Annotated in this window: 9 protein-coding genes; 8 read left to right on the forward strand and 1 reads right to left on the reverse strand. The window is 36.1% G+C overall.

Going from position 1 to position 13,217, the window contains the following annotated elements:
• On the forward strand, positions 1 to 512 hold a 512-nt coding region (locus M014_RS26440; RefSeq protein WP_155924319.1), incomplete at its 5' end, for an RNA-guided endonuclease TnpB family protein.
• A 945-nt stretch (positions 513 to 1,457) separates the two neighbouring features.
• Positions 1,458 to 3,938: a transglycosylase domain-containing protein gene (locus M014_RS0105200; RefSeq protein WP_026590771.1), complete on the forward strand. Its 2,481-nt coding sequence runs from the start codon at positions 1,458 to 1,460 to the stop codon at positions 3,936 to 3,938.
• Positions 3,939 to 4,033: 95 nt separating this feature from the next.
• Here the strand turns inward: M014_RS0105200 and M014_RS0105205 are convergent, their stop codons facing one another.
• Positions 4,034 to 4,312, reverse strand: a complete 279-nt coding sequence (locus M014_RS0105205) for a hypothetical protein (protein WP_026590772.1) — start codon at positions 4,310 to 4,312, stop codon at positions 4,034 to 4,036.
• Positions 4,313 to 4,989: 677 nt separating this feature from the next.
• On the opposite strand from M014_RS0105205, the gene mmgD reads away from it, so the two are divergent.
• From mmgD to M014_RS0105235, 6 genes are all read left to right on the forward strand, one after another.
• A complete protein-coding gene (gene mmgD / locus M014_RS0105210; protein WP_035414621.1) occupies positions 4,990 to 6,108 on the forward strand; it encodes a citrate synthase in 1,119 nt (372 codons plus the stop codon).
• A gap of 98 nt (positions 6,109 to 6,206) precedes the next feature.
• Positions 6,207 to 7,643: a 2-methylcitrate dehydratase gene (gene prpD, locus M014_RS0105215; RefSeq protein ID WP_026590774.1), complete on the forward strand. Its 1,437-nt coding sequence runs from the start codon at positions 6,207 to 6,209 to the stop codon at positions 7,641 to 7,643.
• A gap of 16 nt (positions 7,644 to 7,659) precedes the next feature.
• On the forward strand, positions 7,660 to 8,568 hold the full coding sequence (gene prpB, locus M014_RS0105220) for a methylisocitrate lyase (RefSeq protein WP_026590775.1): 909 nt from the start codon (positions 7,660 to 7,662) through the stop codon (positions 8,566 to 8,568).
• Between the two features lie 107 nt (positions 8,569 to 8,675).
• Complete coding sequence (locus M014_RS0105225; protein WP_026590776.1) at positions 8,676 to 10,436, forward strand: sigma-54-dependent Fis family transcriptional regulator; 1,761 nt, start codon at positions 8,676 to 8,678, stop codon at positions 10,434 to 10,436.
• Between the two features lie 140 nt (positions 10,437 to 10,576).
• Positions 10,577 to 12,286: an acyl-CoA dehydrogenase family protein gene (locus M014_RS0105230; RefSeq protein ID WP_026590777.1), complete on the forward strand. Its 1,710-nt coding sequence runs from the start codon at positions 10,577 to 10,579 to the stop codon at positions 12,284 to 12,286.
• A gap of 16 nt (positions 12,287 to 12,302) precedes the next feature.
• On the forward strand, positions 12,303 to 13,193 hold the full coding sequence (locus tag M014_RS0105235; RefSeq protein ID WP_026590778.1) for an NAD(P)-dependent oxidoreductase: 891 nt from the start codon (positions 12,303 to 12,305) through the stop codon (positions 13,191 to 13,193).
• Positions 13,194 to 13,217: the final 24 nt, after the last annotated feature.

The raw sequence follows: 13,217 nt of genomic DNA on the forward strand, positions 1-13,217 counted from the left end.
TGTCTCGTCGTACAAAAGGTGGAGCGAACTGGCATAAACAGCGAATCAAAGTGGCTTGTATACATGAACGAATCACAAATGCAAGAACTGATTACTTACAAAAACTATCTACGATGATCATCAAAAACCACGATGTGATTGGGATAGAAGATTTGCAAGTATCCAATATGTTACAGAATCACAAGCTCGCGAAAGCGATTCAAGAAGTATCTTGGTCACAATTCAGAGCGATGCTTGTGTATAAGGCAGAGTGGTATGGAAAACAAGTTGTCGTGGTATCCAAAACATTCGCCAGTTCTCAACTTTGTTCGCATTGTGGCAACAAAAACAAAGACGTGAAAGAGCTAGAGTTGCGTGAATGGAAGTGTCTTTCTTGTGGTATGCATCATGATAGAGATGTCAACGCAGGACAAAATTTGAGAAAAGAGGCCTTAAGGATTCTAACCGTAGGAATCCCCCACTTCAAACAGTTTGTTAGACTGTTAAGTGGGGGGAACTGTTGTAGAAATTGAAAAGAATCATGGAGGTATTATAGTGTGTTTTTCTGCTTTCCTGTTATGGTCGTTTAAGTGGTCGTGTACTTAACGGTGTATCATAGAAAAAAGAATCTGTTACAGATTCTTTTTTCTATGATACATATTAGATTAGGAGAGTATGTTAAATCCTTGAAGGGAGCAAGGATTTAACGATAATAGTAACCGTGATATTAATGTAACATAGTTGTGTTATATAGTTAATTGATAATATTTGTATTGAATATTACTAATATTTAGTATATATACTTACTACTATAAGTATAGTAGTAAGTTGTTTTGATTTACTAATTGATAAATTGTTAGATAGAACCAGTAAAACAAACGCTTGTTTTGATTGATTTCTCTTATATACAATTCATTCTAGAAGTATCGGTCTATATATTTATATACGATATGACAAAAGGAGGAGAGAAATAATGGACAAACATATTGTGGGTATTTCTATGAAGGATGGTAATATCGACTGAATACCATTTTTTGTAATATCTTAGTTTGTTGTGAGTTCACATGAAATTCATATTGTTGTGATATTTTTATTTCACTATTAATCTGCTAGTAATAGTTATTTCAATAGAGAGGTTTGACCAAATGAAAAAAAAGTATATTATTTATACAAGGTCATATATTTTGTTGTTTAGGATTTTCTAATTAACTTATGCAAATAAGTAATTTGAAAGTTAATCTCTTCTATTCTATGTGTTATATGCAAGTATTATTAGAGAGACAGAGAGAAAGTGGTTATTTCAACTCGGCTAATTAGTTGAGAGGGCGAAAATTAAGGGAATAATGAATATTGTTTTTGGAGCCTGTTTTGGAGTGACAACTTTTTAAAAATTAAGCTTATTTGTTGAGGTGAAATCAATATGTTGGTTTTATTTTCGCGTAAATCAACGGAAGAATTGAAAGGCAGGAGAAAGTAACATGTCAGAAAATTATCGTTCTCGAGAGGAGCGAAGACAAGTACAAAAGAAGCAACCAAGTGCTCATAAAGAAAAAACGAAAGGTAAAACATCGTTTTTTCGTAAATTTTTAATCGGATGCTTAATACTTGGAATCGTAGCGCTCATTGGGGGAGTAACAACTTTTTTCGTTATGATTAAGGATGCCCCTAAACTTGAAAAATCAAAGCTTGTTAATGCGCAATCAGCAAAAATCTATGATAAAGATAAAAACCTGATATATGAATATGGAAAAGAAAAACGAACAAATATTACGTATGAGCAAGTACCTAAATTAGTAGAAGATGCATTTTTAGCTACAGAAGATGCACGTTTTTATGATCATAATGGAGTTGATTTCAAGGGTACTTCGCGTGCGATTTTAGTCAGCCTAACTGGGAACTATGGCTCGCAAGGTGGTAGTACAATTACACAACAGGTTATTAAAAACTATTTCTTATCTATGGATAAAACGCCTAAACGAAAGGTGCAAGAGATATATTTAGCTCATAAGTTAGAGCAACAATATTCGAAACATGAAATATTAGAAATGTATTTAAATAAGATTAACTTAGGAAATCGTTCTTATGGTATTGCAACAGCAGCTGAAAACTATTATGGAAAAGAGTTAAAAGACTTAACTTTACCAGAGGTTGCGATGCTTGCAGGATTGCCAAAAGGTCCAAGTATATATGACCCAACAAAACCGCAAAATGTAGCGAGAGCAACAGAGCGTCGAAATGTTGTATTACATTTAATGAATCGTCATGGCTACATTTCAAAGAAAGAAATGGAAGAAGCATCAAAGGTTCCTGTAACTGAAGGACTCCTTCCACCTAAAGAAATTACAGAAATGCCGTATCCAGCATTTATAGACGCTGTTGTGAAAGAAGTAGAGAATGAATTACCAGATGCAAATATTGGATCTGATGGATTATCTATTTACACAACATTAGATCAAGAAGCTCAGAAATATGCAGAGAAGCTTTTAAATGAAAAGGTTATTAGCTATCCGAATGATCAATTCCAAGGTGCGTTTACGTTTATGGACACGAAGACAGGTGAAGTTCGTGCTATAGGTAGTGGACGTGGTGAAAATAAAGCGACATTTAAAGGGCGTAATATGGCAATTGAACTAGATCGTTCAGTGGGTTCAACAATGAAGCCAATCTTTGACTATGGTCCAGCAATTGAATATTTAAAATGGCCAACTTACCACCAGCTTGATGATTCACCATATAAATATTCAACAGGACAAGAGGTTCGAAATGCTGATAGAACATATAAGGGTATGATGACAATGCGTGAGGCGCTTAAACAATCACGTAATATACCTGCAATTAAAACAGCAAAAGAAGTTGGTTTAAGTAAATCGCAAAGTTTTGCAGAAAATTTGGGTATTCCATTTGAAAAATCGGCAGTTGAGGCAGATGCAATTGGAACCAACGAGGCGTCACCAACTGAAATCGCAGGAGCATATGCGGCATTTGGTAATGATGGTAAATATACGAAACCGCATTTTGTTAAAAAAGTAGTTTATCCTGATGGGAAATCAAAAAGTTTTGAATCAAAATCAAAACGTGTCATGGAAGATTATACAGCGTATATGGTAACGGATATGCTACGTTCTGTTGTTCGTTCTGGCACAGGTACAGCAGCAAATGTAAGTTCTTTAGATGTTGCAGGTAAAACAGGAACAACTAACTTTTCATCCGGTGATATAGCAAAATATGGTCTACCAGATAGTGCGACACGCGATAGTTGGTTTGCTGGTTATACGCCGCAATATACAATGGCAGTGTGGACTGGATATATGAAAAATGGTCCTGAAGATTATATAAGTAGTAAAAATACGAAAATTGCACAGCAGATTTTTAAAGAGATGATGAGCAAGTTCGGAACAAACACGTCACATTTTAAGATGCCAAGTAGTGTTGTTCAAGAAGGTGATGAATTACGTGTGAAAGGTGCAAAACGAGATTCTTCTCCAAATCCGAGCACGTCAAACTCAAATTCAAATTCAGGCGGACAGAAGAAAAATGATGAGCAGCAGAAACAACAAATAGAGGAAGAGAAAAAGAAACAAGAGCAAAAACAAAATGAAGAAAATGAGAACAATGATCAGAATGGCCAAGGTAACACCATTCCGCCAAGTAGTGGGGATGGAAATAACCAAGGTGGAACGACACCACCAAGTAATGGAAGCGGAAATAACCAAGGTGGAGCGACACCACCAAGTAATGGAAGCGGAAATAACCAAGGTGGAACGACACCACCAAGTAATGGAAGCGGAAATAACCAAGGTGGAACGACACCACCAAGTAATGGAAACGGAAATAACCAAGGTGGGACGACACCACCAAGTAATGGAAACGGAAATGGTGACGGACAAGTGAGTACAAATCCACCGAGCACTGGAAATAGTCAAGGCGAGACAAGTGCAAATCAAAATGATGGTCAATAAATCGAATGCTCGTTAAAATTCATTTTGAATAAAAGTGTAATAAAAACCCCTAAGATACCGTATTCATTGGTAACTTAGGGGTTTTTACATGCTTTTTAAATATTAAAAGTGCCGTGAAAGTTTTGGAAGTAAATAGATGGAAAATGATAAAAAATTTGCGGTCCAGCATATGAAGAAGTGACTGGATAAGTATGACCAAGGCTACTAGGAGGAGCTCCATGATACCAAAAAGAAGGTGTTTCAGCAGGTGGATATTGCTGCCAAGCTGCAGGAAGTTCAATTCCGATATCAGAAGCTGCTGCATGAACGGGAGCTAGATGAACAGAAGGAGACACAGGAGCTGCAACAGTAATTCTTGAAGGAAATAGATACATAAAAGAATCACCCCTAAAGTGCGTGATACCACAGTATATTCTTTTAGTTGTTGTAAAGGTGCGTATTTAGGAACGATTAAGTGTAATAAGTAAGGCCTATGTTTTAGAATTAGGCACAAAGTCGTAAGACTAAATTAATCTATCACAGGTAGTGAATTTTTCATCGATAGGAATGCTATTTGGTATTTTCAAGATTTCGATTTAGTTGTATATCATTTGGAAATGGATGAAATTGAATTTAATGATGTAAAATAATAACTTTATTAAAAATAAAAAATTTTTATATCAAAATTATATTGTATTAATATCAGTATATAAAATATGTGTAGGCGAGTTGGTGATTGATACAACTCGCTTTTTTCTGTGTTTAAAAAAGACAATAGACATATGAAAATAAATGGTTTATTTTACTAGATTTATATAAGAGTTTATTTAAAATTAATATATTTCGGTTCAAAAGAAAAAAGAAATTTATGAAATCTTTTAGTGAAAAACTTCAACATTATTCTTAAAAAACAGTTTTGTTACAGTAGGAAAAGTATAGGAAACTTATCATTATAAAATAAATTGAAATGTTCTAAAAACTCTGATACATTGAAATAGAAATGTAGTTTCACGATATTGTAAAGGCTTACAGTTATGTGCACGAAGATCTATTAGGATTGGAGGAAATGATAATGAAAGCTGAAGAAAAATTTTCCCCGGGATTAGATGGTATAGTCGCAGCGGAGACGAAAATTTCGTTTCTTGACACAGTCAAAGGTGAAATTGTTATTCAAGGATATGACTTAATTGAATTATCAAAGACAAAAGGGTATTTAGACATTGTGCACCTTCTACTAGAAGAACATCTACCAAATGAGGATGAAAAGAAGACGATTGAAAAGAAATTGAAGGAAGAATATGAAGTGCCAGAAGGTGTATTTAATGTTTTAAAAGCATTGCCAAAAGAAACGCATCCGATGGATGGGTTACGTACAGGCGTATCTGCACTTGCTGGTTACGATAATGATATTGAAAATCGTTCGCTAGAAGTAAACAAAGCCCGTGGTTATAAACTGCTGAGCAAAGTGCCAAATATTGTTGCGAACAGTTATCATATTTTAAATAATGAAGAGCCAATTGAGCCACTTCAGGAGTTATCCTATAGTGCGAATTTCTTCTACATGTTAACTGGTAAAAAACCAACTGAGCTTGAAGAGAAAATCTTCGACCGCTCCCTTGTTTTATATAGTGAACATGAAATGCCGAACTCTACATTTACAGCACGCGTTATCGCATCTACACAATCGGATCTATACGGTGCTTTAACAGGTGCAGTTGCCTCTTTAAAAGGAAGCTTACATGGCGGAGCGAATGAAGCTGTTATGTATATGCTGTTAGAAGCAGGAAATGTTGAGAAATTTGAAGAGTTACTGCAAAAAAAGCTGCATAACAAAGAAAAAATCATGGGATTTGGACATCGCGTTTACATGAAGAAGATAGATCCAAGAGCTTTAATGATGAAAGAAGCTTTAAAACAGTTATGTGATGTAAAAGGCGATTATACATTATATGAAATGTGTGAAGCTGGAGAAAAGATTATGGAGAAAGAAAAAGGGATTTATCCGAATCTAGATTATTATGCAGCTCCAGTTTATTGGATGTTAGGTATTCCAATTCAACTATATACACCAATCTTTTTCAGTTCTAGAACAGTTGGCCTATGTGCGCATGTGATTGAGCAGCATACAAATAATCGCTTGTTCCGCCCACGTGTAAATTATATCGGCGAGCGACATGTGCTTAGCAAATAAAAACAACTGGGGAGTTGTTAAGGCCGCCCGCCAGGTGGGTGTTTGATCGACACCCATTCTTAATAATAACGAATTTTCGACAGAAAGGAAAGAATAGCGTGATTAAAACAAATGAAATTAAACAAAAAGATGCAATTTTAGAAGAGATTACGGATTATGTATTAAACAAAGAGGTGACGAGTTCAGAAGCATTCAGTACTGCACGCTATGTGTTACTTGATACGCTTGGATGTGGAATTTTAGCATTACAATATCCAGAGTGTACGAAATTACTAGGGCCAGTTGTACCAGGAACAGTTGTGCCAAATGGTACACGTGTACCAGGAACTTCATTTGTACTCGATCCAGTAAAAGGCGCTTTTAATATTGGATGTATGATTCGTTGGCTAGACTACAACGATACATGGCTTGCAGCAGAATGGGGACATCCATCAGATAACCTAGGTGGCATTTTAGCTGTTGCAGATTATATAAGCCGCGTACGTATTTCTGAAGGAAAAGAACCATTAAAAGTAAGAGATGTACTTGAAATGATGATTAAAGCACATGAAATTCAAGGTGTACTCGCGCTAGAGAATAGTTTAAACCGCGTTGGTCTTGACCATGTATTGTACGTAAAAGTAGCAACAACAGCAGTTGTTACAAAAATGCTTGGTGGTACACGTGAAGAAATCTTCAACGCATTGTCTCATGCTTGGATTGATAACTCTAGTCTTCGTACATACCGTCATGCTCCAAATACAGGTTCTCGTAAATCTTGGGCAGCTGGAGATGCAACAAGCCGTGGTGTTCATCTTGCACTTACTGCATTAAAAGGTGAGATGGGTTACCCAACAGCATTATCTGCGCCAGGATGGGGATTCCAAGATGTATTATTTAATAAACAAGAACTAAAATTAGCAAGACCTTTAGATTCTTATGTAATGGAAAATGTATTGTTTAAAGTATCATACCCAGCAGAATTCCATGCTCAAACGGCTGCAGAGTGCGCAGTAAAATTACATCCAGAAGTGAAAGAACGATTAGAAGAAATTGATCGTATTACAATTACGACACATGAATCAGCAGTTCGTATTATCGATAAAGAAGGTCCGTTAAATAATCCAGCTGACCGCGATCATTGCTTACAATACATTACTGCAATTGGTTTATTAAAAGGTGATATCGTTGCGGATGACTATGAAGATGAAGCAGCTTTTGATCCTCGTGTAGATGAATTAAGAAATAAGATGGTTGTTGTTGAAAATAAACAATACAGTTTAGATTACCTTGATCCGAACAAGCGCTCAATCGCCAACGCTGTTCAAGTTCATTTTAAAGATGGCACAGTAACAGAAAACGTAGAGTGTGAATATCCATTAGGTCATCGTTTCCGTAGAGATGAAGCAATTCCAAAAGTTGTTCAAAAGTTCTCTGCAAATATGGCTGTACATTATTCAAGTAAACAACAAGAAAAAATTCATGAAGCGTGTCTGAATGAAGAAAAATTAGAAAATATGAATGTAAATGAATTCGTAGATCTTTTCTTAATATAAAATAGGGGGAATATGAATGGCTTGGGTTGTAAATAAACAGTCGACACAAGAAGAGCTTGCTAATCGATTCCGAGCTTTAGTAGAAGCACCTGAAATTTTACAAATCCCTGGTGCGCATGATGCGATGGCCGCTCTTGTTGCGAAAAATACTGGATTTTCAGCTCTTTATTTATCAGGAGCTGCTTATACAGCAAGTAAGGGTTTACCGGATTTAGGTATTGTAACGTCTACTGAAGTAGCTGAAAGAGCAAGAGATCTTGTTAGAGCAACTGATTTGCCGCTTCTTGTTGATATTGATACAGGATTTGGTGGCGTGTTAAATGTAGCGCGAACTGCTGTAGAAATGGTAGAAGCAAATGTAGCTGCTGTTCAAATTGAAGATCAACAATTACCAAAGAAATGTGGACATTTAAACGGGAAAAAACTTGTTTCCACTGAAGAATTAGTGCAAAAGATTAAAGCGATTAAAGAAGTAGCGCCAACACTTGTTATTGTGGCACGTACAGATGCTCGCGGCGTAGAAGGATTGGATGCAGCAATCGAAAGAGCGATTGCTTATGTAGAAGCAGGCGCAGATGCTATTTTCCCAGAGGCGCTTCAATCTGAAGAGGAATTCCGCTTATTTAACAGCAAAGTAAATGTTCCTTTACTTGCAAACATGACTGAATTTGGAAAAACGCCATATTATAGTGCAGAAGAATTTGCAAATATGGGCTTCCAAATGGTCATTTATCCAGTTACATCACTTCGTGTTGCTGCAAAAGCATATGAGCGTGTATTTACGCTTATTAAAGAAACAGGCTCACAAAAAGAAGGACTATCTAACATGCAAACGAGAAGTGAATTGTATGAGACAATTTCGTATCATGATTTTGAGGAATTAGATAACGGTATTGCTAAAACAGTTTTATCTGAGGATCAATAAAACAAAAAAGGCGATGATGATTACATCTTTGGCAAAAACAACTGCTTGATGTGGAGACTCATCGCCTTTTCCTATTTCCTAATTGCTTGCAAAAGAGGTGGAAACATATGAACTTTATAGAAGATTACTCTGTAGGAAGATGGCTGAATAAAGATTGTCAATTTGTGAAAATGAGTAATACGATTGCAGAGGCAATCGATCTACTTGTCGCATCAAAAACTGATGAACTGCCTGTACTAGAGGGGAAAAGAATGGTTGGTATAGCGAAATTAGTAGACTGTGTTCAGTGGATGAAGGAAGAAAATGATGTGAGTACTTCAGTTCATATGATTATAGATGATTCCTTCCATAAGGGAACGAGAAAAAAACAAATGGAAGGGGTTCAGCACCTGCCATTTTATGTGATAAATGAAAAAAATGGAATGTTAGAAGGGGTTATAGATCAAAGAGAGATTTTTGCTTTTCAGAAATTTATAAAAGAGAAATTAGAAGATGCAGAGCGTGTAATTGAATGGTTACGGCTCTCGTTTGATACGGCATATGAAGGTATAGCGATTGTAGACGAAAACGGCGTTATTCAAATGTTTAATGATACGTATAGCCGGTTCGTTGGCGTAACGAAAGACGAAGCAATTGGACAGTGTGCTGAAAATATTATTGAGAATACACGCCTTCCAGTTGTATTAAAAACAGGAGTACCAGAAAGAAATCAAGTACATCGTTTGCAAGGGCAAAACCTAGTTGTACACCGGATGCCAATTTGGAAGAACGGACGAGTAATCGGTGCTGTAGGCATGCTTATTCATGAAGGAATTTCAGATATTTATAAAATACTAGAGAGATTTGATCAAAAAGATCGTGCTGTCAAACCGTCATTTTCTAAACCGAAGAAGAAGCAAATTCGATTCGAAGATATTCTTGGAGAAAGTCAGACGATTTCTGAAACGAAAAAAATGGCTCGAAAAGCAGCGCAGTCGAAGGCCTCCGTATTAATTACTGGTGAAAGTGGTGTTGGTAAAGAGCAATTTGCGCGTGCTATACATGATGCAGGTATAACCCAAAACGGTCCATTTATCAGTGTAAACTGTGCTGCTATTCCTGATAATTTACTAGAGTCTGAATTGTTTGGCTATGCGGAAGGTGCATTTACAGGTGCGAAAAAGAATGGAAAGGCAGGGAAGTTTGAACTTGCGAATCATGGAACGTTATTCTTAGATGAGATTGGTGACATGTCTTTATTAACGCAGGTAAAAATATTACGTGTTTTACAGGAAAGAGAAATAGAAAAAATAGGTGGCACACATCCAATTCCTGTTGATTTTAGGCTAATTGCAGCGACAAATAAAGATTTAAAACAAATGGTGAGAGAGGGTACATTTAGAGAGGACTTATACCATCGTCTTCATGTTATTCCGATCCATATTCCGCCGCTCCGCTTTCGAAAACAAGATATCCCGCTTATTGTTGAAGAACATTTACAAAAATTATGTCACATGTATGGAACTGAAGAAAAAACAATTGATAAAGAAGTATTGCGCCTAATGTTCCATTACAATTGGCCAGGTAATGTTAGGGAACTGATCAATGTGTTAGAAAGATTATTTGCACTATCGGATGATACGCATATACGAGCTAAAGATTTGCCAGAAGAATTCTATTATCGGGATATGGAGCAGAAAAAATTAGTACCTATGATTCAGTCTTTACCAGCAAAACAAGAAGCGATGAAAGTGGTACGTGAAGAGGAAGAACGAGGGCTAATTGAACGCGTTTTAAAAGAAGCAAAAGGAAATAAGTCAAAAGCAGCAGCATTATTAGGAATTTCTAGGGCGACCTTATATAACAAATTGTCACGATTCAAAATCTAAACAACTTGTTATAAATGATGTAAAACTGTCTAGACAGTTTTACGTTTTCTTTTCATTTTGCCCATGTTCTATCAAGTTTTTAGTTTGGCATAGATTTTGCATATAAATAAAATGAAGACCGAAATGATAGGGGGATACAGATGGAGAAAACAAAGTTGCAATGGGACGAATTTTTTTCGCTGAATAAGGAGCTTAATACTTCCTTTTTTACACCTGAGGATTTTTCAGGTGATGAAGATTTGATTGCAAAAACAACAGAACAATTTGTTAAACAGGAAATTGTTCCTGAAATTGAAAATATCGAGCAACACAATTATCAAGTTTCTCGCAGATTGTTTGAAAAGGCTGGCGAACTTGGATTGTTAAGTATAGAAGTTCCAGAAGAATATGGAGGATTCGAATTAGGAAAGGCAGTTTCTGGGCTGGTAGCAGAGAAGATGGGATATGCAGGGGCTTTTAGCGTTTCCTTTAATATTCATGCTGGAGTAGGAACGTTGCCATATATATACTATGGAACAAAAGAGCAAAAGGAAAAATACTTACCAAAAATCGCATCGGGAGAATGGGTTGGAGCGTATGCGCTAACAGAGCCAAACGCTGGATCTGATGCGTTAAGTGCAAAAACAAGTGCTGTCTTAAATGAAGAGGGAACGGCATGGAAATTAAACGGTGAAAAGCAGTGGATTACTAATGCTCATATGGCTGATGTATATGTTGTTTTTGCGAAGACAAATAAAGGTATGACAGCATTTATTGTCGAAAGAACATGTGAAGGTGTTTCGATTGGCCTAGAAGAAAAGAAGATGGGGATTAAAGGATCTTCAACTGCGACACTCATTTTAGAGGATGTTGTAATTCCAGTAGAAAATGTATTGGGAGAAGTTGGAAAGGGACACCACGTAGCTCTTAATATTCTCAATTTCGCTAGATTGAAACTTGCTTTCGGAAATATTGGAACAGCGAAGCAAGCAATTGGCCTATCTGTTCAATACGGAAAAGAAAGAAAACAGTTTCAGACAGAATTAGTTGATTTTACGATGATCCAAGAGAAAATTGCGAATATGATTATTGCTACATACGGTGCAGAGAGCGCGGCTTACCGAACAGCAGGTGTAATTGATGAAGCGATTTATGAGAATGATGAAAGCATTATGCAGAAAATGTCTCAATTTGCAATGGAATGCGCAATCAACAAAGTAAATGCTTCAGAAACGCTTGGGAATATTGTGGATGAAGCAGTACAAATTCACGGTGGTTACGGTTATATGCAAGAATATGAAGTAGAACGATTATATCGTGATGCTAGAATTAGCCGTATATTTGAAGGAACGAATGAAATTAATCGTTTAACAGTTGCAAAAATGCTAATGAAACAAACAAAGCAACTAGGAGATCAAGTAGATGAAGGTACGTTTGAGAATGTAGAACGAAATCATCGTTATATTTTATTATCAAAACAATTATTGAAACAATCTTTGAAAACGCTATCTAAAACTCCTGAAATAAAAATTGAACAAGAGCAAGAATATTCACGCGTATTAGCAGACATGTTGAAAGATGTATATGTAATGGAATCAGCATTTTTACGTACGAAGAAAGCGGTAAGTAAAAATGGTGAAGAAAAAGAACGTACAAAACAGCTTGTAACAGATGTTCTTTGTGAAGAAGGGTATCGCAAAGTAGAATCAGCAGCAATAGTTCTTCTTTCTGCAGCAGTGCAAGAAGAGCAGAATAGAAACGCTATTCTAGATGAAATTGGTCAACTGTCAGTGCCTCTATATACGAACGTATTTACGAAAAAGAGAGAAATCGCAAAAGCGATTATAAATCGTGGGAAATATATTGTTTAAATAGGAGGAGAGTAGTATGAAAAAGATTGGTTTTATTGGTTTAGGTAATATGGGTCTTCCGATGTCTAAAAATTTAGTTAAATCAAATTATACGGTATATGGCGTTGATTTAAATAAAGATGCTGAAGCTTCTTTTGAGAAAGAAGGAGGAATCATTGGCTTATCAATTGCAAAATTGGCAGAAACATGTGATTTGATTTTTACAAGTTTACCATCACCGCGAGCTGTTGAAGCTGTTTATTTCGGCGAAGAAGGATTAATCGTAAATAGTCATTCGAATATTGTGCTAGTTGATACAAGTACAGTAGCACCGCAACTAAATAAAAGATTGGCAGATGCTGCGAATGATAAAAAAGTAGATTTCTTAGCAGCGCCGGTTAGTGGTGGAGTGATTGGAGCGGAAAATCGCACATTAACTTTTATGGTCGGTGGATCAAAAGAAGTATATGAAAAAGGGTTATCGGTGATGGAAGTATTAGGAGCAAATATTTTTCATGTGAGTGAACAAATTGACAGTGGCACAACTGTAAAATTGATTAATAACTTACTAATCGGTTTTTACACAGCGGGTGTTAGTGAAGCTTTGACATTAGCGAAGAAAAACAATATGGATTTAGATAAAATGTTTGATATCTTAAATGTTAGCTATGGACAAAGTAGAATTTATGAACGTAATTATAAAAGCTTTATTGCACCAGAGAACTATGAGCCAGGATTCACTGTGAATTTACTAAAGAAAGATTTAGGATTTGCGGTTGATTTAGCGAAAGAAAGTGAACTTCACTTACCTGTAAGCGAAATGCTTCTGAATTTGTATGATGAAGCTGATAAAGCGGGATATGGTGAAAAAGACATGGCTGCTTTATATCAGAAGGTAAGTGAGCAATTAATCTCTAGTGATAAATAGTAATGGATCCTAGCAAATATAAAA

Source organism: Bacillus sp. UNC437CL72CviS29, assembly GCF_000482345.1.
Lineage (GTDB): Bacteria > Bacillota > Bacilli > Bacillales > Bacillaceae_G > Bacillus_A > Bacillus_A arachidis.

Bases quoted from the DNA above. Each gene is read 5' to 3' on its own strand.
- prpB (WP_026590775.1), top strand. From the start codon at position 7,660: ATGGCTTGGGTTGTAAATAAACAGTCGACACAAGAAGAGCTTGCTAAT.
- M014_RS0105225 (WP_026590776.1), top strand. From the start codon at position 8,676: ATGAACTTTATAGAAGATTACTCTGTAGGAAGATGGCTGAATAAAGAT.
- M014_RS0105230 (WP_026590777.1), top strand. From the start codon at position 10,577: ATGGAGAAAACAAAGTTGCAATGGGACGAATTTTTTTCGCTGAATAAG.
- mmgD (WP_035414621.1), top strand. From the start codon at position 4,990: ATGAAAGCTGAAGAAAAATTTTCCCCGGGATTAGATGGTATAGTCGCA.
- M014_RS0105205 (WP_026590772.1), bottom strand. From the start codon at position 4,312: ATGTATCTATTTCCTTCAAGAATTACTGTTGCAGCTCCTGTGTCTCCT.
- M014_RS0105235 (WP_026590778.1), top strand. From the start codon at position 12,303: ATGAAAAAGATTGGTTTTATTGGTTTAGGTAATATGGGTCTTCCGATG.
- M014_RS0105200 (WP_026590771.1), top strand. From the start codon at position 1,458: ATGTCAGAAAATTATCGTTCTCGAGAGGAGCGAAGACAAGTACAAAAG.